Raw genomic sequence first — 22,432 nt, 5'->3', positions numbered from 1 at the left:
GGTTCAGGTGGCAAATCGCGCAAGACAGGAGCAAGGGCATGCAGCACCGCATCATCGTCCTCGGAGGCGGATACACCGGAGCGATCGCCGCCGGGCGCCTGGCCAAGCGGCTCCGCCGCGATGACGTCGCCATCACCCTCGTCAACGCCGAGCCCGACTTCGTCGAACGCGTCCGCATGCACCAGCTGGCGACCGGTCAGGACCTCAAGCACCGGCCGTTCAGCGAGATGTTCGCGGGCACCGGCGTCGAGCTGAGGCTCGCGAAGGTCACCGGCGTCGACGTCGACCGCAAGACCGTCACCATCACCGACGCGAACGGCGCCGGCGTGACCGCACCCGGGTCCGGCACCGAAGAACTCGCCTATGACACGCTCGTCTACGCCCTCGGCAGCGGCTGGAACGCCCAGGACGTCCCCGGGGCAGCCGAGCACGCCTATGAGATCGCCGGCCGTCCCGGAGCACTGCGGCTGCGCGAGCGCCTGGCCCGCCTCGACGCCGGGCAGACCGTGGTCGTCGTCGGCGGCGGCCTCACCGGCGTGGAGGCCGCGACCGAGATCGCCGAGGCCCGCCCGGACCTCGATGTCGCACTCGCCGCCGGCGGCGATCTCGGCGACTGGCTGTCGCCCAAGGGCCGTGAGCACCTCCGGAAGGTCTTCGGCAGGCTGAAGATCACCGTGCACGAGCACACCACCGTCACCGGCGTCGAAGCCGACCGCGTGCTCACCGCCGACGGCACGGCCGTCCCCGCCGCGGTCACCGTGTGGGCCACCGGCTTCGCGGTCCACCCGATCGCCAAGGCCACCAGCCTGGAGGTCACCGGCACCGGCCAGATCGTGGTCGACGGGACCATGCGCTCGGTCTCCCACCCGGACGTGTACGCCATCGGCGACGCGGCCATGGCGATGGGCCCCGGGAACAAGCCGCTGCGCATGTCGTGCGCCTCGGGAACCCCGGCCGCCTGGCAGGCCGCCGGGGCGATCGCGGCGCGCCTGACCGGCGGGAAGCTCCCGAACGCGCCGATCCGCTACTTCAACCAGTGCATCTCCCTTGGCCGGAAGGAGGGCTTGATCCAGTACGTCACCGCCGACGACCGGGCCGTGCGGGCGGTCCTGACCGGACGGCTGGCCGCCGTCTACAAGGAGCTGATCTGCAAGGGCGCCGCCTGGAGCGTCGCCAACCCGACGCTCGGGCTGCCCACCCGGCGCCGCCGCGTCACGCGGAAGCCGGCCGCGGCGGGCTCGGCCGTGAAGGCGCCGGCGTAGAGCGAAGCAGGCGGGTGGAGGAGACGACGGAGCGTCGTCACGGCCCGGGCGGGGGCTCGGGAGCCTCCTGGCGCAGCCGCAGCTCGGCGGCGACCGCGCGTTCGCGCAGCTGGGCCGCCTCGGCCCGGGCCACGTCGAGCTGCGCGCGCAGGTCGGCCAGCCGGGCCCGTTCCAACGACAGCTCCGCCTGGATCCGCTCCCGCTCCGCCGTGGCGGCGCGGGCGTCCTGCTCCGCCCGGGCGGCCTCCGTGTCAGCCGCGCCGGCGCGCGCCTCGGCCTGCGCCGCCTCCGCGCGCAGCCGGGCGGCCTCCGCGACGGCCTGCTCGCGGGCCGCCTCCGCCGCCTCGGCCCTGGCCAGCACCCGGTCACGCTCGTCGTGGGCCTGCGCCACGGCCCGGTCGCGTTCGGCCTCCGCCCGCGCGACCGCGCGGTCGCGTTCGGCCTCGGCCGCCTGGGCACGGGCCAGCGCGGCGGCGCTGGACTGCTCGGCCTCGCGATGCGCGCGGCGGGCCAGCTCCGCCTCCGCCCGCGCCGCCCGCGCGTCGGCCCGCGCCTCGTCGCGTTCCTGAACGGCCTGCTCCGCCTGCTCCCGGGCCAGGCGGACCTCGGCCGCGGCCTGGTCCACCCGGTCGGCCAGTTCGCGTACGGCCTGCTCGCGGGCGGCCTCGGCGGTCTCGGCCCGGCGGCCGGCCTGGTCGGCCTCCTGCCTGGCCCGGCGTTCCGTGCTCGCCGCCTCCCGCAGCGCGGCCAGGGCCTGCTCGCGGGCGGTCTCCGCGTCGGCGAAGGCGGTGTCCCGCTCGGTGTAGGCCTCCTCCATCCGGCGACGGGCCTCCTCCGCCTCCCGCCGGGCCTCCTCTGCGGCCTCGCGGGCCAGCCGCACCTGCTCCAGCGCCTGCTCGCGCTCGGCGCGGGCGATGGCGACGCTCGTGTGCGCCTCGGCCTGGATCGCGCTCAGTTTCGCCTCGACTCCCGCCGGGCTCAGCTCCTGGGCGAGCACCTGCGCCAGCGGCTCGATCGCCGCCGCCAGGCCTTTCTCCATGCGTTCGTACAGGTCTTCCACGCGCGCCAGTGCGCCCTCCAGGCCCGGTGTGGCGCGGCGAAGCTCCCGCTCCCTCTTGGCCGCCGCCTGGCAGTCGCCGTCCGGGCAGTACTCCCGCGGCCTGCCCCGCCGGACCGGCTGCTCGATGGGCGCGCCGCAGTGCTTGCACGCAGTGATGGTCACGGAGGTCGTCACGGCGGCCCAGCGTAGCGAATTTCCGGATTTCTGGAAATAGAAAACAGAAAAGGACATCTGTTGCGCGCCGACATCGCTCGGATCACTTGGGAGATGGGTAATTCTCGCAAGCTATCGAACCGGACGGGTCTCCCCCGTCTCCGGCCGGTTCCTGTCGAGCGCCAGGTTTCTGTCACTGCAAACGCCGCACCCGCCTGACCGCGGTAGAAGGGGCGTCGGTAAGAACGCTGTCATAGGCCCCTAACGGCGTTGATCTTGTTTCGACCCGCATAGGTGATACCGAGCGGGCATGACACGCCCCCCCGCTTCACATCGACGAACTCGTCGAGCACTGGACGATCCTGAACGAGGAACGCGAACTTATCTCCGGAAAGCGCGGCGCAACGCGACTCGCTTTCGGGATCTTGCTGAAGCAAGGCCGCTTTCCGCGAGGGCGCTCGGAGCTGGCCGACGAGGCCATCGAGCACGTCGCCAAGCAGGTCAAGGTGCCTGCCTCAGTTACCACCGCAGCCAGATCCGCAAGCATCTGGGCTTTCGTACCTGCTCAACCGCTGACGCCACCAAGATCGCTCATCTACTGGCACGTCGAACGCGGATCCATGGTCGTGCACTCCCAGACCCTGCGCGCCTCCGCTTCCGAGGTGCACGCCATGGTGGGGTGCCGTTAACCAACGTGGCACCAGCCGCCATATACGTCCTGAACTGGGAAATCAGCTTCCTGGTTTCAGCTCAGCTCGCCCGTTGGCCGTTCGAGGGGGTTCCTTCGCCGCGGTCTGACGGTGCCATCAGGAACGGGGAATGGCCAGATACTTGCTCTCCAGATACTCCTCGATCCCGGCTCGTCCGCCTTCTCTGCCCAGGCCGGAATGCTTGACGCCGCCGAAGGGAGCCCCAGGGTTGGAGACCAGGCCGGTGTTGACGCCCACCATGCCGACGTCCAGCGCCTCGCCGAGCCGGAAGGCGCGGTCGAGGTCCGTGGTGAACACGTAGCCGACCAGTCCCCACTCGGTGTCGTTGGCCAGCCGCACGGCCTCCTCCTCGTCGTCGAACGGGATGATCGGCGCCACGGGGCCGAAGATCTCGGTGGACATCAGCGCGGCGTCCGGGGGCACGTCGGCAAGCACCGTGGGGGCGTAGAAGTAGCCGCTGCCGCTGAGCCGCGATCCGCCCACGACGACCGACGCGCCCCTGCCTACCGCGTCGTCCACCAGCTGTTCGACCTTTTCCAGCCCGGCCCGGTCGATGAGCGGCCCGACCTCGGCTCCTCGGGCCGCGCCGTCGGCGACCTTGAGCGCCGACAGGCGCTCGCCCAGCTTGGCGCTGAACTCGCCGGCCACGGACCGGTGGACGAAGAACCGGTTGGCGGCCGTGCACGCCTCGCCCATGTTGCGCATCTTCGCGGTCACGGCGCCCTCGACGGCGCGGTCGAGGGCAGCGTCCTCGCAGACGAGGAAGGGCGCGTTGCCGCCCAGCTCCATGGACGAACGCATGACGTTCTCGGCGGCCTGGGCGAGCAGCAGCCTGCCGACGTCGGTGGACCCGGTGAAGCTGATCTTCCGGGCGATGCCGCTGCTCATCCACGGGCCGACCACGCCGCCGGGGTCGGAGGTGGTGACGACGTTCAGCACTCCCGCCGGCAGTCCCGCCTCGGTGAGGATGCGGGTCAGGGCGAGTGAGGTGAGCGGCGTCTGCTCGGCCGGCTTGAACACCATGGTGCAGCCGGCGGCGACGGCCGGGCCGATCTTGCGCGAGCCCATGGCGAGCGGGAAGTTCCACGGGGTCACCAGCACGCACGGCCCGACCGGGCCCTTGGTCACCAGGATGCGGGTGCGTCCGTCTCCGCTGAGAGTGTGGTCGCCCCCGATCCTGACCGCTTCCTCGGCGAACCATCGGAAGAACTCGGCGCCGTACATCACCTCGCCGCGCGCTTCGGCCAGCGGCTTGCCCATCTCGGCGGTGATGAGGGCTGCCAGCTCGTCCGCGCGGTTCATGATGATCTCGTAGGTGCGGCGCAGGATCTCTCCGCGCTCGCGCGGCGCGCTTCGCGACCAGTCGGATTGCCGTGCGCCCGCGGCCTCGATGGCGCGGCGGGCGTCGTCGCCGTCGCCGTCGGCGACCATGGCGATGGTCTCGCCGGTCGCCGGGTTCTCTACGGCGAAGGTCCGCCCGGACGCGGCCGGGCCCCACGTGCCGTCGATGAACAGGCCGTGCGTGGTCATGGGTGGTGCCTTTCTTCTGGAGCGGGGTCGAGCAGCTCGGCCAGGTGCATGGCCGTCCTGCCGGGGTCGAGCTGGCGCACCTGCATGTGGCAGCTGAACCCGTCGGTCAGCACCGGCAGGCCGGGCGTGTCGCGCAGGGCGGGGGCCAGGGACTGCTCGGCGACCCGCATGCTCATCTGGAAGTGCTGGGCCTCGAAGCCGAAGTTGCCGGCCACGCCGCAGCAGCCGGCCGACTCTCGCGCGACTGTGACGCCGGCCACCTGGAGAGCCTGGCGTTGGTGGGCCGCGCCGAGGACCGCGTACTCGTGGCAGTGGGTCTGGACCGCGACGCCGTCCGGCGCCCGGTCGGCGGCGGGCCGGGGCCGCCAGCCTGCCGCGGCCAACTCGGTCACGATCGCCGAGAAGCCGCGCACCCGGGCGGCCACCCTGCGGGCGGCCGGGGTGCCGACGAGCTCGGGCAGGTCCTTGGTCAGAGCCGCCGCGCAGCTCGGTTCGAGCACGACGATGGGCCGGTCGGTGCCGTCGTCGAGGAGCTCGACCATCCGGCTGAGCCGTTCGGCGGCGGCGCGCAACTGCCCGGTGGAGATCCACGTGAGGCCGCAGCATACGTCGCTCCGGCATTCGACGGAGTCCGCGGCGGTGCGCAGCACCCGCGCCGCCGCACCGGCCACGTGCGGGCGGAAGCCCTTGGTGAAGCTGTCCACGACCAGCACGAGCCCGTCGGGCCCGCCGGACGGGCCCGGCCGGCCGAGGGCGCGGCTCAGCTCTCGCCTTCCGGCGAAGCGGGGCAGGGCCCTGCCGGGCGCCACGCCGCCGAGCCGGGCCAGGTGGGGTCCGAGCCGGGTGGCCAGCAGCGCGTTCACCGCCGGCGCGAGCCGTCCGGTGACACGCAGCCACCGCGGGAGCCAGCCGAGGCTGTAGTGGGAGACCGGGCGTGGCCGGCCCTGGTAGTAGTGGTGGAGGAACTCGGCCTTGTAGGTCGCCATGTCGACCCCGGTGGGGCAGTCGCTGGAGCACGCCTTGCAGGACAGGCACAGGTCCAGTGCCTCGCGCGCGTCTTCCGAGCGCCAGCCGGTGTCTCCCCTGAGCATCTCCTGCAGGACCCGTGCCCTGCCGCGGGTGGAGTCCTTCTCGTCTCGGGTGGCGCGGTAGCTCGGGCACATGAAACCCCCGCCGGTGGTACGGCAGCGGCCCACGCCCACGCAACTCTGGACCACATGGGCGAAGGGGGCGACGCTGTGGGCGGGAGCGAAGTCGAAGGCCGTCTCCCAGCCCCGGTCCGGCACCTCGGCGAGTGCGAGCTCGCCGGTCGGGCTGCCCGCGCGCACGATGGTGCCGGGGTTGAGCAGGCCGTCGGGGTCCCAGAGGTCCTTGAACTCCTCGAAGGCGATGATCATCTCGGCGGAGTACATGAGCGGCAGCAGCTCGGATCGGGCCCGTCCGTCGCCGTGCTCGCCGGACAGGGAGCCGCCGTGGGAGACGACGAGCTCGGCCGCGGCGCGCAGGAAGTCGCGCATCACGCGCCTGCCCTGGCTCGTGCGCTGGTCAAAGGTGACCCGCATGTGGACGCAGCCGGCCCCGAAGTGCCCGTACATCACCCCTCGCAGCCCGTGCGCGGACAGCAACTCGCGCAGGTCGGCGAGGTAGGCCGCCAGGCGTTCCGGTGCGACGGCCGAATCCTCCCAGCCCGGCCATGACTCCTCACCGGGCCACGACTCATCCCGCGACGGCTCGTCTTGCGATGGCGGTGGCAGTCGGCTGGACAGCCCGGCGCCGTCCTCGCGCACCCGCCACAGCGAGGCGCGATCGTCGGCGCTGTCGACCACCCGCCCGTCGACCAGCCGTCCCGCCGCGACCAGGCGGCGCATCAGGTCGGCGGCGGAGTCGTCGACGGCGGCGAGGTGATCGCCGTCGAGTTCGACATACAACCACGCCTCGCCCTCCGGCAGCCCGCTGACCGACTCGTGCCCGCGCCGCCGCCGCATCGTGTCGACGATCACCCGGTCCATGCCCTCCACGGCGGTGGGCCGGAACTGCAAGATCGTCTCGACGTCCATGGCCGCCTCGACCACGTCCCGGTAGCCCAGGCACAGCAGTCGTGTCGCGGGCGCCACCGGGACCAGCCGGACCGTGGCGGCGACCACCAGCGCGCACGCTCCCTCGCTGCCGACCAGGGAGCGCGCCACGTCGAAGCCGTTCTCCGGCAGCAGGTGCCCCAGGTGGAAGCCGGACACCTGGCGCGGGATCCTGCTCAGCTCGGTGCGTAGGGCGGCCAGGTGGTGGCGGGCCAGATCGCCGAGCCCGGCCGACAGCTCGGCGGCCCTGCGGGCGGACGCCGTGTCGCCGGGGTCGGTCGCGGTCAGGCCGCCGCGGTGCGCGGTCAGGCGCAGGCCGTCGGCGGTCACCACGTCCAGCGAGAGCACGTGGTCGGACGTCCTGCCGTGCCGAACGGAGCGGTTGCCGCAGGCGTCGTTGCCGACGGCGCCGCCGATGGTCGCCCTGGTCCTGGAGGAGGGATCGGGCACGAACGTGAGCCTCCCGCAGGTGGCGGCCTCCGCTTCGCGCGCCAGGTCGCTGAGTACGACACCGGCCTCCACGCGTGCGGTCGCCTGCCGTTCGTCGATCTCCAGGATTCTGTTCAAGTACCGGGAGAAGTCGATGACGAGCCCGGGGCCGATCGCGTTGCCCGCCATGGACGTGCCGCCGCCGCGGCCGGTCAGGGGCAGGTTCGCCGCATGGCACCGCTGTGCGATCAGGGTCACCTCGCCGGCGTCGCGGGGGAAGGCGACCGCGGCGGGCCGCACGCGGTAGTTGGACGCGTCGTAGGAGTACTCCGCGATCCGCCGCTTGTCCGTCTCGACCTGGACCCCGTTCTCCCGCAGCGCGGAGACGGCGGTTGTGACGGCGTCCATCATGTGCCCGCCAGCGCGCGGCGTGGGTTGTCGATCATGAGCTGGTCGAACTCCTCTTCCTCCAGGCCCGCGGCGACCAGGTGCCCTCTGACGGTGGTGAGCAGGTGGGTGAGCCCGACCCCGCCCTCGTCCGGCCAGTCGGCGGTGGTGCACAGGTCGTGCGAGAGCAGCAGCCGATCCAGCCGTCCTGCCCTGGCGAAGCCCAGGACGCGGGAGGCCAGGTGGTCGAGGTCCTGCGGGCGGCGTGAGCGCAGGTTGTCGAACTGCACCCAGGCTCCCCTGGCGGCCAGCTCAAGCGCGTACTCCAGGGGCGCCTTTACCGTGTCGACGTGACCGATGATCACCCGCTCCGGCGGCACCCCCTCTTCCCCGCACAGCAGGTCGAGCTGGACCAGGCCCACCGGCCACCGCGCGGCGTGCGTGGTCACCGGGACACCGGTACGGCGGTGCGCCCGGGCCGCGGCGCGGAAGGAACGTTCCTCGGCGGCCGACAGATACCACTTGTCGGCGCCGATCTCGCCGATGATGCCGGCGCGTACCCCCTCGGTCCCAGGAATGCCCTCCTGGATGTCCCGGACGAGCTCGTCGGCGATGCTGTCGGCGCAGTGCCGGTCGAACCAGTCGCGGTCCAGGTAGGGGTCGCGATAATGGCCCGTTCCCAGCACCAGGCGGACGCCGGTCCTGGCCGCGACCTGGGCCAGCGCGGTCACGTTCGCGAGGGGGCGGGCGCTGCCGGACGAGCAGCCGGTGCCCGCCTCCTCGCGCGTGTGGCAGCCCGCCGGGTCGGGGGCGGCGCCGTCGGCCAGCTCCGCCACGGTCAGCTCGACGATGGTGCCGCCGCCCGCACCGGCGAACCTGCCGACCTCACCTACGATCATGTCCAGGTCGTTGACGAGCCCTGCTCGCCGCTGTTCTCGCATCTGGTTGATGAACAGGTGCTCGTGCATGAGGGTGACGCCGAGCTCGGCGGCGGGAACGGGGCCACCGATCGTCATGACCGTCTCACCGGCCGGTGATCCGGATGTCATGGCAGGCCTTTCCTAGTCTTCGAGCCGGGCGAACCGGGTCTCACGGGTGGTGAGCGCGGTGACGAGGGTGATGACCGCCGCCACGACGCCGAACAGGGCGGGCGCGATGCCGGAGCCCATCGCCTGTCGCAGCCAGGCGACCACGAAGCCGGCGGTGCCGCCGAAGATGGCCACCGCGAAGCCGTAGCTGACCGCCAGAGCCGTGTAGCGGGTGCGCCTGGACATCAGCTCGGTGATGACGGTGGTGAAGGCGCCGGCGTAGACGGCGATCGCCACCGCCATGAGCATCAGCCCGGCGAGGATCAGGCCGGTGGAACCGGAGGAGATGAGCAGGAAGCTCGGGTAGGTGACCACGACCATCAGCGCCGCGCCCGCGACGAGGACGGGCTTGCGGCCGACGCGGTCGGACAGGCGGCCGAACAGGCCGATCATCCCGAGCTGGACGAGCAGCGAGAGGCTGTAGAGCGCCACCGCCGTGCCCTGCGACAGGTCGGAGACGGTGACGATGTAGGACTGCATGTTGACGTAGGTGTAGCTCATGATGGTGAACCCGACGACCAGGCCCATCCCGCGCAGGACGGCGCGGCCGTCGCTCCGCAGCGCCTCGATGAAGGGTGAGCGGGGGATGTCGTCCTGCTTCTTGGCCCCCTCCATGACCGGGGTGTCACCCAGGCGGCGGCGGATGTAGAGACCGGCGAAGGCCGCGACGGCCCCGATCACGAACGGCACCCGCCATCCCCAGGTCTCCATCTGCGCTTGGGTGAGGGAGAAACTCAGCCCCGCCACGATGCCGGCGCCGACCAGGTTGCCGCCGATGAGCGCCATGTAGTGGATGGCGCCGTAGAAGCCCCGGCGGCCCTCCGGCGCGTGCTCGATGAGGAAGGAGGCGCCGCCCGCGAACTCGCCGCCGCCGGAGAAGCCTTGCCCGCAGCGGGCCACGACCAGCACCACGGGGCCGAGGATGCCGGCGGTCGCGTGGGTGGGGGCGACGGCCAGCAGGGCGGTGGAAACGCCCATCACGATGATGGTCAGCGCGAGCGCCTCCTTGCGCCCGATCCGGTCGCCGATGTGGCCGAAGGCCACGGCGCCGAGCGGGCGGAACAGGAAGCCGACGCCGAACACCGCCAGGGCGCTCAACAGCGAGACGCCAGGAGTGTCGGCGGGGAAGAAAGCGGCCGCGATCCAGGTCGCCAGCGCCGCGTAGACGGAGAAGTCGTACCACTCCAGCATGGTGCCGACCGCAGCCGCGGCGATCACCCGCGATTTACGCGTGGCAGTGGGTTGGGCGGGGGGTGTGAGCATGGTGCGATCCTTCGATCAGAGAGTGGAGTCGGCGCCCGGTCTGGCGGCCCAGCCTCCGTACTCGTAGTGCGTGTACTGACCCCCCTGGTAACGCTCGGCATACGGCTGCAGGAGGTGCGCGAAGCGCTCCGCGTCGTCCTGCGGCTCGTAGCCGAGCGCTCTCGCGGCCGCGTTCTGCGACCACCATGAGCGCGTGTTGCGTGAGACCCCGTAGATCACGATGTGGCCGAACCCGGCCGGCGCCGCCAGGCACGCCTCGTAGAGCCTGGCCGCGTCGGCGGGGCTGAACCAGGTGTGCAGGTGGCGCGGTTCGGACGGCCGCTCCTCGAAGGAACCGATGCGGACCGAGACGACGTCGAGGCCGAACCGGTCGGCGTACAGGCTCGCCAGCGCCTCCCCGAACGCCTTGGTCGCGCCGTACAGGCCGTCGGGGCGGACGGCTTCCGTCCCGTCGAGTGTCCGGTCCACGGGGTGGAAGCCGGTGACCCGGTTGGAGCTGGCGTTGATCACCCGTGGCACCCGCTCCAGCCGGCAGGCCTCGAACACGTTGCGGACGCCTTCGAGGTTAGGGCCCTTGAGTGCGGCGAAACCGGTCTCGTCGGCGACGCCGCCGAGGTGGATGACCGCGTCCATGCCGCGGACGGCCGCCCTGACCTGGTCGAGGTCGGTGAGGTCGGCCTGGAGGAACTCCTCGTGGGCCGCTGTCGCGCCGAGGGGACGGAGGTCCGAGAGGCGGAGGTGAGCGATCCGGCGGAGCGCGGTTTCGCGCAATGAGGTGCCGATGGTGCCCGCCGCTCCGGTGAGCAGGACCCTGGATGGCAGGGCGCTCACGGCGTCCACGTGCTCGGGCCGGAGGTGAGGAACTCGGGGCCGTTCGCGGTGACGACCACCGTGTCCTCCAGTTGGAGTCCGCCGATGCCGACGGCGTAGAAGGGCACTTCGAGGTTGATGACCTCGCCCTCGATCAGGGTGTGGCGTTCGCCGCCCGGCCGGGGGCTCAGGATGGGGTGCTCGTACATCTCCAGGCCGATTCCGTGCCCGACATGGTGACGCCGGAATTCGGGGAGCCCCGCCCGTCGGACGGCCTCGATGCCCGCCGCCGCCAGTTCCGAGACGACCACGCCCGGCCTGACCAGTTCTGCCAGGGTCTCCATGCCGGCTCGCGTCGCGTCCAGCGCCTTGACCAGTGCGCTCGGCACGTCGCCGACGAAGGAGTTGCGTCCGGTGTCGGCCCAGTAGCCGCGCAACCGTCCGCCGCAGTCGGACCTGATCGCCACCCCTTCACGCACCCTGACGTCGGGGTCGGGTGGGAAACAGCCGCCCGCGCGCTCGCCGATGTTGGTCTCGCAGTGTCCCGGCTCGATGCCGCGTTCCAGCGCCGCGTGCCGGAAGCGGCGGACCAGTTCCGGCTCGGAGTCGCCGACGCGCGCACTCTCCAGCATGGAGCGCATCGCGCCCTCGGTGGCGCGCGCCACCTCGCGCAGGCGCTCGATCTCGGTCGCGGTCTTGACCCGCCGTACGGCGCGCATCAGCGTGTTGCCGTCGACCTCGGAGACCGCTGAGAGGCTTTCGGCCAGCCGGGCCCGCGCTCCCGCGCTCATGGCCTGGCCGTCGATGCTCACTCGCTGGCCGGCCACGCCCAGGTCGCGCAAGGCTCGGGCGAGTGCGAGGGCGGCCGTGTCGTCGTGCGGTGGCTCCTGCCTGACGGCCATCAGCGCCCGGTCCACCGTCGAGAGCTCCTCGAAGGGGGCGGATGCCACGAAGAAGTCGCCGTAGGTGTACAGGTCGCAGTCGTCGGGCGGGCACATGGCGAGGTATTCGCCCGCGTTGCGGGGGGCGATCAGGGCGCGGCGCCCATCGGCCCGCACCACGGCGAAGACGTCGTGCTCCCGGAAGACGTGCAGCGGCCAGTGTTCATAGCCGGTGAGGTAGATGACGTTCTCCACGCTGGAGGCCACCAGCGCGTCCACTCCCGCCTGCGCGAACAGCGCGGACAGGCGAGGCAGGTTCGCCACCGGATCCGGCCTCGGGACCGTGTGCATCATCGTCGTTCTCCCATGACTTTCCTGGCCGCCGCGATCGCGGTGGCGATGTCGTCCGCCGTGATGTCGAGGTGGGTGACGGCCCTGACGCGGCGGCGTCCCTTGGCTCCGACGAGCACGCCATGCGCGGCGAGCCCGGCCTCGAAGGCGGGGGCGTCGTCGACCTCGAAGTAGACGATGTTCGTCTCCGCATGTGCCGGGTCGATGTCGATGCCGTCGATGCCGGCCAGCCCCTCGGCCAGCGCCTTGGCATTGGCGTGATCCACGGACAGCCGCTCGACATGGTGGTCGAGCGCGTACAGGGCCGCCGCGGCGAGCATGCCCGACTGGCGAAACGCGCCGCCCCACATCTGCTTGTAGCGCCATGCCTGCTCGATCAGGCTCGCGCTGCCCACGAGCACTGCCCCCACCGGCGCGCCCAGACCTTTGGAGAAGTCGATCCAGGCGGTGTCGAAGAGGCTCGCGTAGCTCCGCGGCTCGACCCCGCCGGCGACCGAGGCGTTCAGCAGGCGCGCACCGTCCAGGTGGGTGACGATCCCGCGTTCCCTCGCGATCTCGACGACCTCCCGGATGGCGTCCAGCGGCCAAACGCGCCCGCCACCGGCGTTGGCGGTCTGCTCGACGGACACCAGCCGGGTGACCGGCGTATACCGGTTGCCCGGCGGCCGGATCATGCTCGCCAGCCGGTCACCGGTGAAGACACCACGTTCGCCCTGGATGGGAGTGAGCACCGCGCCCGAGAGCACGGCGGGACCGCCGGCCTCGGCGTTGATCAGGTGGGACGACGCCTCGGCCAGGACCTCATCACCCGCATGACCCACGTGCAGCCGCACCGCGATCTCATTGCACATGGTGCCCGAGGGCAGGAAGACGGCCGCCTCATGGCCGAGCAGGTCGGCGACCCGTTCCTCCAGGGCCAGAGTCGTCGGGTCGGAGCGTGTCTGCTCGTCTCCGACGACCGCCTGCGCGATGGCCTGCCGCATGCCGCCGGTCGGCCTGGTCTGGGTGTCGGAGGAGAGATTGACGGCATCGGGGTCGGTGCGGCGATCGGCCCGCAGGTCCTCCACGATCCTGTTCACCGAGCGAACCATCATGCCTCCTCCCCGCCGAGGCGAAGCCCCCGCAGATAGTTGCTGCTCGTAGCGCTGGCCGCTGCGGTGGAGTCACGGTCGAGAACGGCCTGGATGATCTCGGCATGCTCGTGGGCGGACTGTCCATCAGGGCCGCGGTTGCGGAAATACAGCGACATGACGCGGCTGGTGTGCATCTCCAGCGAGTCGATGCAGGAGGTGAGGAACCGGTTGTCCGCCCTGCTCACCAGCACCCGATGAAAGGCCATGTCCGCCAGGCGCGCCCGGACGATGTCCCCGTCCTCGATCGCCTGCAGCAGCTCGTCGTTGTGGCCGCGCATGGCGGCCACGTCGTCGTCGGTCGCGTGCGGCGCGGCGAGCTGAGCGGCCAGCGCCTGCAGCGTGCCGAGCGGCGCGATGATCGACACCAGGTCGTCCGGCTGGGCCTCGGCGACCTTGGGCCTGCGACGTGGCGCGGCGGTCACCATGCCTTCGCGCTCCAGCTGGATGAGCGCCTCTCGGACCGGAGTCCTGCTGATGGAGATCTCCTGGGCGATCGTGGCGTCGTCAAGGATTTCCCCGGGGCGGAGGCGCCCCTCCACGAGCCCGCTGCGGAGGTACGCATACGCCGCGTCCCGCGCTGACGTGACTGAGTGCTCCAGATGCATAGACAATATATTGTATGAAGTACATCAGAGCGTCAACGGTGGCCGGCATCCCATTTGCCGGTTGTTTTCCGCCGGCCTGGCGCCAGGCCGCTCACCGCCCCTGAGAAAGGCTCTGCCATGGACGACACAGAGTTCTCGGCCGACTTCGACGGCGTCTTCGCCCAGGCGTTCACGCCCCGCTTCTACGAGATCGACGGTCAGGGCGTCATGTTCAACATGTGGTACCTGGCCTATGTCGACGAGGCGGTGACCGGCTTCTTCGTCCATCGTGGCCTGCCGTACGGCCAGTGGCCCGACATGGGGTTCGACGTACGTGTCGTGCACGCCGAACTCGACTGGAAGGAGGGCATCGGCGATGCTGAACGACCTGAGGTGCTGATCAGCACCTCACGCATCGGAGGCAAGAGCTTCACCTTGGACTTCGCCTTCCGGCGGGACGGGAGACCGACGTGTACCGGCTGCGTCGTCTACGTCACGGTGGGAGCCGGCGGCTCAGCCGCCATTCCGCTGCCTCCCGCCCTGGTCAAGGCGCTGGGTGCGATCGTCCCGCTGCGGTAGGGCCGACAGACCCGACCCCTACGCCGACATCGGCTTCGAGGCCGACCAGGAGCGCCAGCAGCGCGGGGCAGCCGGAACTGCCAGATGCGAATTGTGGGTGCGGACGAGCTCGATGGAGCGCCCAGGTTGACCGCGTACCCCTCGATCGCACGGGAATGATCGTCCTCGATGACGGTCAGCCAGGACCGGGCCGGTTTACCGGACGGGGCGATCTCCCACAGGTCAAACTGCGTGTGGTCGGCCAGCCGGATCTGGTGGGCTGGCTCGCCTCCCGGCGATGCACCAGCTCATACCGCTCCCGATAACCGCGCGTGCCATCCTGAGCCAACGTGCCAGGGCGGGATCCAAGGCAGAGACCACCGCGTAGGTGGTGGCGTAGCTGGGGGTCGGCCAGCCCTGCTCGGCGGCCACGACGGCGCCCTGGCGGTGGATGGTGGCGATGCTCGGCGGCAGGTGTTGCAGCCCCAGCCCCTCGATCAGCAGGCGCGAGCGCCCACGCGGTGCACCGTGGCGATCAGCAGGTCGACCAAGGCGTCGGTGACCTCACGTTCCCGCTCCACCAGCAGCGCGGCCAGCAAGGTGACCGTCGCCTCCGGCGCGTTGCGGGCCCGCCGTCGCAGGTGTGAGGGAGACTCCACCGCAGCGCGGAAGCGCCACCCGCCTAGCACCTTCGGCGCCACGTCAGCGAACAACCCGGCCGGCAATTCGATGGCCCTGATCGCGTTCAGCTTGCGGATCTCCGCCAGCATCAAGTCCAGGCTCACGTTGCCCGGCATCGCCTTGATCAAGGACAGGACCGAGCCCTCATCCTCGTCCAGATCGTCATCGCTCTCCTCGGTCTCCACCGCAGTATTGTCGGCGGCCACCAGGGCAAGCACCCGGGCCACCGTCATCGCATCCAGCCGCGCCGCAATCCGGTGGAACCATGTCTGCTCCGCGTTGTGCAGTGCCGACCGTACGATCCGAGTGATCCGCCCCGGTGAGGGCGGCTCGATCCGTTCGGCCCGGCACTGCTTGAGCAGCTCCTCGCGGACCCGGTCGGGCTGCCGTTCGGCGTGCGCGACGTTCACGGCCAGCCAGTTGGTCAGCTTGTCGGCGTCGGCGACGGAGCAATCCCGGAAGCCGAGATGGTCGCGGATCTCGCTGCGATGACGCTCGATCGTCCGGCCTGACCAGTCGTACAAGCCCAGGCTGCTGGCCGACGTCTTGGTCTGCTTCGCGACGTAGTCGACCACCTCGTCGGGAAACTCCGCCCGCCCGCGTGGGAAGCGCCCGTGCTGCGTGAAGTACTTCAGCAACAGCGCGAAGGCCAGACGAGTGCCTTCCTGCTTTGCACTGACCAGGCCGACCTCATCGCTCAGCACAGTCCAGTGCTCGATGAGCTCATCCATGCCAAGCGGCGGACGTTCCATGCCCATAGATCCGCGCCGGGGCCTTCGGCATTACAGAAGGTCAGGCTTGGGATCTTCGAGGTTTGGCGGCCTATGACACGTTGGTTAACGGCACCCCATGGTGGAAGGCGCCGTACGGCACGGCACCACCATGAAGGTCGTGGGCAACTACGTCGACTCGCATGGCCAGTCCGAAATCGGGTTCGGAGTGACCAGGCTCCTGGGCTTCGACCTGCTCCCGCGCATCAAGCAGATCAACAAGGCGCTGTAAGGGGCGTCCCCGGTGCTCGTTGAAGTTGTGTGAAGAACAAGAACCAGCAGGCCGGGGACGCCGTCTCCCTGATCTATCAGTGCGCCCTGCCGCTGTCCACGAGAACTGTCCAATACGTCACCGACCTGCTGCGCAAGCACCTGAAGGCAATCAGATCGCGGTGGCGTCCCTGCCGGCGGGCCGGATCGTCGTGATCGTCCTGGCCGTGCTGCGCCACGACCACCGCGCCGCCGACCTGGCCGGCGGTAACGGCATCGCGGCCACGACGATCCGCCGCTGGACCGACTAGGTCGTCGCCCTGCTGGCGGCCGGGGCACCGCGCCTGGACCGCGCCCTGGCCAAGGTCGCCAGACGCGGCGGGGAGGCCGTGCTGATCGACGGCACCCTCATCCCCACCCGCCGCCGCACCGGCAAGGACAACCGCAAGAACTATTCGGGGAAGCACAAGCGCCACGGCCTGCACTTCCTCGCGCTCACCGACGAACGCGGACGCCTGATCTGGATCTCCGCCGCGAGGCCCGGGCGCACCCACGACATCACCGCCGCCCGCCACGACCACATCGTCGAGCACCTGAAAGCCGCCGGCTGCGCCCCCGTCGAGCACGGCTTCGCGCACCTGAAGACCTGGCGCACCCTCACCAAACTCCGCACGAGCCCCGCCCGCGCCACCAACCCGCTCCGCGCCCTGCTCGTCCTGACGAACCTCGAACTCGACGGCTGACAGACGATCAAGACCGAAGACAGCCGCCACGACCAGCACGAGCACCCACGAACCCCGCCACACCAGCCAGCCGCACCAGCGAAAACCAAGATGGTGGATCTTCAGTGAAGATCCGACTGGACCTCGGTCAGTCGATGCCTTCGACGATGCGGAAGTCGCGCTCGACGCCGTCGGAGAGGGCGGCCAGCGCCTCCTGGTAGGCCGCACTCTCGTACGCCGCCACGGCCTGCTCGAAGCTGTCGAACTCGACCAGGACGGTGCGCTCGGCGAGTCCGGCGTCATGCGCCACGACCCGACCGCCACGGACGAGGGTCCGACCGCCCCCGGCCTTGACGGCCGGACCGGCCAGCTTGTTGTAAGCAGCCAGCTTCTCAGGGTCTGAAATGGTGCGGTAGGCGCTGACCCAGTAGCCCTTGGGCATGGAACCTCCAGTGTTGGGATGAGTGCATCTGACTTACGGGTTGGTCTCGGACGAGCGTCGGCGGGCGAGAGCGAGGCTTGTCAGCGTCGTGATCGCCATGGCGCCGATGCCGACCAGCGCCGCGGTGGTGTAGGCGCTGTCGTCGGGGAAGAGGTGGCCGGGGCCGGTGCCCGCGGCGAGGATCAGGCCGCCGATGGCGCTGCCCAGGGAGTACCCGACGCTGCGGACGACGTAGTTGAAGCTCATGGCGCTCGACGTCTCGCTCTTGGGGGTGACGGCCAGGATGACGCCGGGCATCGCGGCCGAGAAGCCGCCGACGCCGAAGCCGAGCACGCCCATCGCCGCGAACAGTTCGGCCAGGTCCGACCGGGCCGCCGCGAACAGGGCGAACCCGCCGCCGACCACGACGGCGCTGCCGGCCAGGAGCGGGGGGTCGGCGATCCGCGTCCGGACCCGCGGCGTGAGCTTGCCGGCGACGAACCCCAGCACCGAGAACGGGATGAGGACCAGCCCGGCGACGAAGGTCGTCAGCCCGAAGCCGTAGCCGGCGCCGTGCGGCGTCTGCGCGTACCGGGTGATGAGCGTGAGCAGGAGGTACATGCCGATCCCGCCGACGAACATGGCGAGGTTCGCCCCGGCGACCGCCGGGTGCCGCACCGCCCGCACATCGACCAGGGGCGTCGTGCTGCGCAGCTCGATGACGGCCCAGACGCAGAGCAGCACCACCGCGACGACGGCGAGGCCCGCCGCCACGGCGAGGTGCCGGCTCCACAGAGTCCGTTCGCCGGCGAGGAACAGCACCAGGAGCAGCGCAGCGGCCAGGACGACCGCGCCTGCCACGTCCACGTGGGCGGAGCGGCCTTCGGGGGCTTCGGGCATGGAGCGCCACGCGGTCAGGAGGGCGGCGGCGGTGACGACCAGGCCGAGGCCGTAGGCGGCCCGTACCCCGCCGAGCTCGGCGAGCAGTGCGGCCAGCGGGTAGCCGACGCCGGCCCCGATGATCGAGACCACCGAGATCAGGGCGATCACGGCCGCGCTGCGCTCCTCGGGGAGGTGGTCCCGGGCCACGCCCATCATCAGCGCCGTCAGCCCGAGCCCGACGCCCTGGGCCGCCCTGCCGGCCAGCAGCCACGCGAACGGCAGCGGCAGCACGGTGAGCGCGCTGCCGGCGACGACGACCGCCAGCGTGGCGAGGATCGTGGCCCGCCGGTGCGGGCCGGCTCCGAGCCGGCCCAGGACCGGCGTGGCGACGGCGCCGCTGAACAGCGCGACGGTCAGCGTCCACTGCGCGCTGCCGAGCGAGACGTGGAACGAGGTCGCCACGCTGGTGATGAGCGGCGTCCCGAGGCTGGCGACCGCCGCCACGACCAGAGCGATGAACATCAGGGCGGGGACCAGCAGCCGCGCCTCGGAACGCGCCACCGGGAACGCCTTCACCGCGCCCCCGCCGACCGGCTGCCCGGTCACTGCTTCGGCCCTTCGCGGTCCTGGCTTTCGAGCTCTGCCAGATGCTTCAGCGCCGGAAGGGCCGCCACCAGCGCCTCGACCTCGTCGCCGGTGAGCTCGCCGATCAACCGCTCGAACGCGTGGACGCCCGCCTGGCGCCGCGTCCGGACATAGGAGGCGCCGGCCTCGGTCAGGCACACCAGCGTGACCCGCTTGTCGGACGCGTCGCCCCGCCGCTCGACCAGGCCGGACTCCTCCATCACCCGGACCAGGGCGGTCATCGCGGGCTGGGTGACGCCCTCGACCGCGGCCAGATCGGTGATGCGCCGCGGGCCGGTCCGGTCCAGGGTGGCCAGGGTGGCGGCGGACGTCAGGCTCATGTCCCGGGGCAGGCGTCTCGCGGCCCTGGTGGCCAGGCCGTAGAGGGCTGCCCCGATGGCGGCGGACGCGCCAAGAGCGGTGTCTTGACGACTCATGCTCGAAGCATAGCATTTTTATATTCATAGTTTATGGAAATGCTTTGGCGAGTTCAGCCCTTCTGCGCACTCTCAGAGCACCGACCTCAGGCCTGGACTGGTGCAACCCGAACCTGGCGCAGCTGACGAACCCACGATCGGTCGCGGCCGCCGAGAGGGATCTCGTCGTCGCCCTGCACGACAAGATCGTGGATGCGGGCGACATTTCGTCACCCACACGGCCGCCGTCCGCTCTCGCGCCCGATGCGACGTCGACGGAATCGTCTTGTTCGACGGGGACGTACGCCCTGTCCGGGTCGGGCCCGACGAGCCCTGTGACGCCGTCATCGTCGAAGTCCAGGCGTGCTTGGAGAAACGATCTCCGAAGAGCAGCGCGACGACAGCTTGATCCACAGCGCTAACCCCGATGGCGAGTGGGGGCGCAATCTACCTCGTTTAGAACTGCTGATCGGCTGATCAAAACTCTGCATCCGGCCTCTCACCAGCCTAGATCCGCGCCGTTTGGGGCCAATGACAGCGTTCTTACCGGACGCTGACGCGGGCGTAGCCGTCGCCGCCGCCGTCGATCCGCGCGGCCCGGCTGTCCCCGACCGAATCACTGGCCACCCCCTGACCGGGGAATTCGACGATCTCTCTGGCGCACGCACAGGTCGTTCCCCGCTGATGAGGCGATGGCCCCGTCCGGTGAGATATGTCGGCTCAGGCGGGATCGCTCAGGTCGAGGGCGGCGAGCTCGGCGCGGGAGGCGACACCGAGCTTGGGGTAGGCCTTGTACAGGTGGTAGCCGACGGTGCGTGGGCTGAGGATCAGCTGGGCGGCGATGTCCTTGTTCGACAGGCCTTGGGCCGCCAGGCGTACGATCTGCAGTTCCTGCGGCGTGAGGTCGGCCAGGATCCCCCTGGCACGGAGCTTCGGGGCCCTCGTACCGGTCGCCTCCAGCTCCGCCCTGGCTCGGTCGGCCCAGGGGCGCGCGCCCAGCCTCTCGAACGTCTCCAGCGCCTCACGCAGGTGGCCGCCCGCCGCCGCCTTCCGACGGGACCGGCGCAGCCACTCGCCGTACAGCAATGACGTGCGGGCGTGCTCGAACGGCTGGCCGCGGTGGCTCAGCGCGGCCAGGTAACGGTCCTCGACCTCGTCCTCCGCGCCCAGGAGTGCGCGGCACCGGTCCGCCAGCGCCTGGGGCAGGGGCTGCTCGGAGAGCAGTGCCCAGCGCTCGTAGCGGGCGAAGGCGGGCCGGGCGCGCGCGGGCTCGCCGTGACGTACGGCGGCCTCGACCAGGTCAGGCACGCAACGCATGGCGGAGATGTGATACCAGCCGGGTCCCTGGGCGAGGGCCTCCAACCGGGTCAGGGCGGCCTCGACCCGCCCGCACCCGAGGTCGAGCACGCCACGCGCCCAGTCGACCCACAGCGCTCCCTGCATCGGGACGACCGCTCCGCCCACCGCCTCGTCGCAGAGCCGGCGGCACCCCTCCTCGTCACCGGCGAGGGCGGCCAGATAGGCCAGGACGCTCTTCAGCTGGATGACCCACTGGTGCTGGCCGGTGTCCTCGGCGATGCGCAGCGCCGAGGACACCGTGGTCAGCGCATCGTGGTGGCGCCCTTCGTGGAAGAGCTCCGCCTCCGCCAGGAAGAACAGCACCGTCGGCAGGATGCCGATGCGTCCCCGCGCCCGGCACTCCTCCGCCAGGCGCGTGGTGATCTCCAGGGTGTGGACGTCCGCCCCGATGACAAGCGGGGCCCCCGCCAGCAGCACCTGCTCGCGAGGGTGATCGCTCGTTAGCAGGGCCCGCGCGTCGGCAACGGCCTCGCCGAGCGGCGGCAGGCCCGCGGCGGTCCCGTCGACCAGCCGGGCGAACGCTCCGGCCTGTACCCGTGCGACGGCTCCCATCGGGTCACCGGTCGGGATCGGGATGCGGCTCAGCCTCCGCGCCACGTCCTTGAGTTCGGGTTCGCCGACGTACCACCCGGTGTGGAATGCCTGCGTCAGCATGCGCACGGCCTGAGCCGGGGCGATCTCGCGGACGAGGTCGGCGGCCGACAGCACCAGCCTGTGGGCCTCGCCGTACCGCCCGCGCCAGAAGTCGGCGGTGGACCGGACGTGGAGGAGCCTCGCCTTCAGCAGCGGGTCGGTGAGGTGCTCGGCCGCCTCCCCGGCCAGCGCCCCCGCCCGGTCGAGCTCGCCGGCCTCGGTGGCGGCCTCGGCGGCCAAGGCGAGCCGTCTTCCCCGTGCGCCGGCGTCGTCGGTGAGCGCCGCGGCGCGTTCGTACGCTGCCGCCGCGGCCGCGTAGCCGCGGCGGTCGGCGGCACGCAGAGCGGTGCGCTCCAGCTCCGCCGCGGTCTCCTCATTCGGCCCGACGGCCGCCGCGGCCCGGTGCCATGCCCGGCGGTCGGCGTTGTGGTCACCGGACAGGACGTCGGCGAGCGCGGCGTGGACGGCGAGGCGGAGGCCCACCGGCGCGCGCTGGTAGACCGCCTCCCTGATCAGCGGATGGCGGAAGGTGACCGCCCGATCGTCGACCGCCACGAGCCCGGCCTTCTCGGCCGGGAGCAGGGCTTCGGCGCCGAAGCCGAACCGCTCTCCCGCCGCCAGCACCTCGCCGAGCCGGTCGGTCATGGCCGCGACCAGCAGCAGGGTCTGGGTCGCCTCGGGCAGGTGGTCGACCTGTCCGGCGAACGCCGCCCGCAGCCTGCTGGTCAGTGGAAGGCCGCCGGGCCGCGACGGCGAGGCGTCGCCGCTCAGCGCGGCGGGCAGCTCGATCAGCGCCAGCGGGTTGCCCTGCGCCTCGGCGAGCACGCGGTAACGCAGGGCCGGGGTCGTCAGCGCCGCGTCCTCCAGTACGGCCGCCGCGGCGGCCGCGCTCAGCCCCCGCAACCTGATCTCCGGCAGGCCGGGCATGTGGTCGCCGCGGGTGGCCATGATCAGTGCGACGCTCTCGGCGCCGAGCCGCCGCGCGGCGAAGGTCAGCGCGTCCAGCGAGGAGCGGTCCAGCCAGTGCGCGTCGTCCACCAGGCAGAGGACCGGCCCGTCCTCGGCGGCCTCGGCCAGGAGGGAGAGCACGCCGAGGCCGACGAGCAGGCGGTCGGCGCCCCGCGCGTCGGCCAGGCCGAAGGCTCCCTCGAGGGCCTGCCGCTGCGGTTCGGGCAGCGCCGCGATCCGGTCGAGGACGGGACGGATCAGCAGGTGGAGCCCGGCGAACGCCAGATCGCTCTCGGACCGCACGCCGACGCTCCGCATGATCTGGAGGTCGCCGCCGTGCTCCGCCGCGTACTCCAGCAGCGCCGTCTTGCCGATGCCCGGTTCACCGCGCACGACCAGTGCGCCGCTGCTTCCCGCGCGAACCTCGGCGAGAAGCCGATCGATGGCCGATATCTCCGGCTCCCGTCCGTGCAGCATGGAGGACAAGTTACC

The 22,432-nt window shown here is 71.3% G+C and carries 18 protein-coding genes and 1 pseudogene; 5 read left to right on the top strand and 14 right to left on the bottom strand.

All coding sequences use genetic code 11. From position 1 onward, the window contains the following. The first annotated feature begins 38 nt into the window (after nt 1-38). Nucleotides 39-1,262, top strand: a complete 1,224-nt coding sequence (locus QSK36_RS08375; protein ID WP_285781936.1) for an NAD(P)/FAD-dependent oxidoreductase — start codon at nt 39-41, stop codon at nt 1,260-1,262. A gap of 37 nt (nt 1,263-1,299) precedes the next feature. Here the strand turns inward: QSK36_RS08375 and QSK36_RS08370 are convergent, their stop codons facing one another. From QSK36_RS08370 to QSK36_RS08330, 9 genes are all read right to left on the bottom strand, one after another. Beyond that, nucleotides 1,300-2,496 carry a coiled-coil domain-containing protein gene (locus tag QSK36_RS08370; protein WP_285781935.1) on the bottom strand — a complete coding sequence of 399 codons (1,197 nt, stop codon included), beginning with the start codon at nt 2,494-2,496 and terminating at the stop codon, nt 1,300-1,302. 785 nt (nt 2,497-3,281) lie between these two features. After that, a complete protein-coding gene (locus tag QSK36_RS08365; protein ID WP_285781934.1) occupies nt 3,282-4,715 on the bottom strand; it encodes an NAD-dependent succinate-semialdehyde dehydrogenase in 1,434 nt (477 codons plus the stop codon). Then, nucleotides 4,712-7,630: an FAD-binding and (Fe-S)-binding domain-containing protein gene (locus tag QSK36_RS08360; RefSeq protein WP_285781933.1), complete on the bottom strand. Its 2,919-nt coding sequence runs from the start codon at nt 7,628-7,630 to the stop codon at nt 4,712-4,714. The genes QSK36_RS08365 and QSK36_RS08360 overlap by 4 nt, the downstream gene beginning before the upstream one ends. After that, nucleotides 7,627-8,655, bottom strand: coding sequence for a phosphotriesterase family protein (locus QSK36_RS08355; protein ID WP_285781932.1), 1,029 nt, complete (start codon nt 8,653-8,655; stop codon nt 7,627-7,629). The genes QSK36_RS08360 and QSK36_RS08355 overlap by 4 nt, the downstream gene beginning before the upstream one ends. 12 nt (nt 8,656-8,667) lie before the next feature. Further along, a complete protein-coding gene (locus QSK36_RS08350; protein ID WP_183532367.1) occupies nt 8,668-9,957 on the bottom strand; it encodes an MFS transporter in 1,290 nt (429 codons plus the stop codon). Nucleotides 9,958-9,972: 15 nt separating this feature from the next. After that, a complete protein-coding gene (locus QSK36_RS08345; protein WP_183532369.1) occupies nt 9,973-10,788 on the bottom strand; it encodes an NAD-dependent epimerase/dehydratase family protein in 816 nt (271 codons plus the stop codon). Then, nucleotides 10,785-12,002, bottom strand: a complete 1,218-nt coding sequence (locus QSK36_RS08340; RefSeq protein WP_285781931.1) for a M24 family metallopeptidase — start codon at nt 12,000-12,002, stop codon at nt 10,785-10,787. Before QSK36_RS08340 ends, QSK36_RS08345 begins: the two co-directional genes overlap by 4 nt. Beyond that, nucleotides 11,999-13,093: a threonine aldolase family protein gene (locus tag QSK36_RS08335; RefSeq protein ID WP_285781930.1), complete on the bottom strand. Its 1,095-nt coding sequence runs from the start codon at nt 13,091-13,093 to the stop codon at nt 11,999-12,001. Before QSK36_RS08335 ends, QSK36_RS08340 begins: the two co-directional genes overlap by 4 nt. After that, a complete protein-coding gene (locus QSK36_RS08330; protein ID WP_183532372.1) occupies nt 13,090-13,737 on the bottom strand; it encodes a GntR family transcriptional regulator in 648 nt (215 codons plus the stop codon). Before QSK36_RS08330 ends, QSK36_RS08335 begins: the two co-directional genes overlap by 4 nt. 117 nt (nt 13,738-13,854) lie before the next feature. On the opposite strand from QSK36_RS08330, the gene QSK36_RS08325 reads away from it, so the two are divergent. After that, a complete protein-coding gene (locus QSK36_RS08325) occupies nt 13,855-14,295 on the top strand; it encodes an acyl-CoA thioesterase (protein ID WP_285781929.1) in 441 nt (146 codons plus the stop codon). Nucleotides 14,296-14,771: 476 nt separating this feature from the next. Here the strand turns inward: QSK36_RS08325 and QSK36_RS08320 are convergent, their stop codons facing one another. Next, complete coding sequence (locus QSK36_RS08320) at nt 14,772-15,707, bottom strand: DUF4158 domain-containing protein (protein WP_285781928.1); 936 nt, start codon at nt 15,705-15,707, stop codon at nt 14,772-14,774. A 91-nt stretch (nt 15,708-15,798) separates the two neighbouring features. Here QSK36_RS08320 and QSK36_RS08315 point away from each other — a divergent pair. From QSK36_RS08315 to QSK36_RS08305, 3 genes and pseudogenes are all read left to right on the top strand, one after another. Next, a pseudogene (locus QSK36_RS08315) lies at nt 15,799-15,948 on the top strand (Tn3 family transposase); the annotation flags it as partial. 169 nt (nt 15,949-16,117) lie between these two features. Beyond that, nucleotides 16,118-16,246, top strand: a complete 129-nt coding sequence (locus QSK36_RS08310; protein ID WP_285781926.1) for a hypothetical protein — start codon at nt 16,118-16,120, stop codon at nt 16,244-16,246. Nucleotides 16,247-16,324: 78 nt separating this feature from the next. Beyond that, nucleotides 16,325-16,678, top strand: coding sequence for a transposase family protein (locus QSK36_RS08305; protein WP_285781925.1), 354 nt, complete (start codon nt 16,325-16,327; stop codon nt 16,676-16,678). 127 nt (nt 16,679-16,805) lie between these two features. Here the strand turns inward: QSK36_RS08305 and QSK36_RS08300 are convergent, their stop codons facing one another. The 4 genes from QSK36_RS08300 to QSK36_RS08285 all read right to left on the bottom strand — a co-directional run bounded on the left by QSK36_RS08300 (nt 16,806) and on the right by QSK36_RS08285 (nt 22,417). Further along, nucleotides 16,806-17,099 carry a DUF1330 domain-containing protein gene (locus tag QSK36_RS08300; RefSeq protein ID WP_139572630.1) on the bottom strand — a complete coding sequence of 98 codons (294 nt, stop codon included), beginning with the start codon at nt 17,097-17,099 and terminating at the stop codon, nt 16,806-16,808. A 33-nt stretch (nt 17,100-17,132) separates the two neighbouring features. Then, the gene (locus QSK36_RS08295; RefSeq protein WP_285781924.1) at nt 17,133-18,566 is read right to left on the bottom strand and encodes an MFS transporter; all 1,434 of its coding nucleotides are present in this window, start codon (nt 18,564-18,566) and stop codon (nt 17,133-17,135) included. After that, complete coding sequence (locus QSK36_RS08290) at nt 18,563-19,021, bottom strand: MarR family winged helix-turn-helix transcriptional regulator (protein ID WP_225897498.1); 459 nt, start codon at nt 19,019-19,021, stop codon at nt 18,563-18,565. Before QSK36_RS08290 ends, QSK36_RS08295 begins: the two co-directional genes overlap by 4 nt. Nucleotides 19,022-19,720: 699 nt before the next feature. Next, entirely contained in the window at nt 19,721-22,417 is a 2,697-nt protein-coding gene (locus QSK36_RS08285; protein WP_285781923.1) for an AAA family ATPase, read from the bottom strand. Nucleotides 22,418-22,432: the final 15 nt, after the last annotated feature.

Source organism: Microbispora sp. NBRC 16548 (genome assembly GCF_030268985.1).
Lineage (GTDB): Bacteria > Actinomycetota > Actinomycetes > Streptosporangiales > Streptosporangiaceae > Microbispora > Microbispora catharanthi.
Note: the sequence above shows the minus strand (reverse complement) of the source record. Positions and strands in the feature narration are given on the sequence as shown.

Bases quoted from the DNA above. Each gene is read 5' to 3' on its own strand.
- QSK36_RS08375 (WP_285781936.1), top strand. From the start codon at position 39: ATGCAGCACCGCATCATCGTCCTCGGAGGCGGATACACCGGAGCGATC.
- QSK36_RS08365 (WP_285781934.1), bottom strand. From the start codon at position 4,715: ATGACCACGCACGGCCTGTTCATCGACGGCACGTGGGGCCCGGCCGCG.
- QSK36_RS08360 (WP_285781933.1), bottom strand. From the start codon at position 7,630: ATGATGGACGCCGTCACAACCGCCGTCTCCGCGCTGCGGGAGAACGGG.
- QSK36_RS08355 (WP_285781932.1), bottom strand. From the start codon at position 8,655: ATGACATCCGGATCACCGGCCGGTGAGACGGTCATGACGATCGGTGGC.
- QSK36_RS08350 (WP_183532367.1), bottom strand. From the start codon at position 9,957: ATGCTCACACCCCCCGCCCAACCCACTGCCACGCGTAAATCGCGGGTG.
- QSK36_RS08340 (WP_285781931.1), bottom strand. From the start codon at position 12,002: ATGATGCACACGGTCCCGAGGCCGGATCCGGTGGCGAACCTGCCTCGC.
- QSK36_RS08335 (WP_285781930.1), bottom strand. From the start codon at position 13,093: ATGATGGTTCGCTCGGTGAACAGGATCGTGGAGGACCTGCGGGCCGAT.
- QSK36_RS08330 (WP_183532372.1), bottom strand. From the start codon at position 13,737: ATGCATCTGGAGCACTCAGTCACGTCAGCGCGGGACGCGGCGTATGCG.
- QSK36_RS08325 (WP_285781929.1), top strand. From the start codon at position 13,855: ATGGACGACACAGAGTTCTCGGCCGACTTCGACGGCGTCTTCGCCCAG.
- QSK36_RS08320 (WP_285781928.1), bottom strand. From the start codon at position 15,707: ATGGAACGTCCGCCGCTTGGCATGGATGAGCTCATCGAGCACTGGACT.
- QSK36_RS08300 (WP_139572630.1), bottom strand. From the start codon at position 17,099: ATGCCCAAGGGCTACTGGGTCAGCGCCTACCGCACCATTTCAGACCCT.
- QSK36_RS08290 (WP_225897498.1), bottom strand. From the start codon at position 19,021: ATGAGTCGTCAAGACACCGCTCTTGGCGCGTCCGCCGCCATCGGGGCA.
- QSK36_RS08285 (WP_285781923.1), bottom strand. From the start codon at position 22,417: ATGCTGCACGGACGGGAGCCGGAGATATCGGCCATCGATCGGCTTCTC.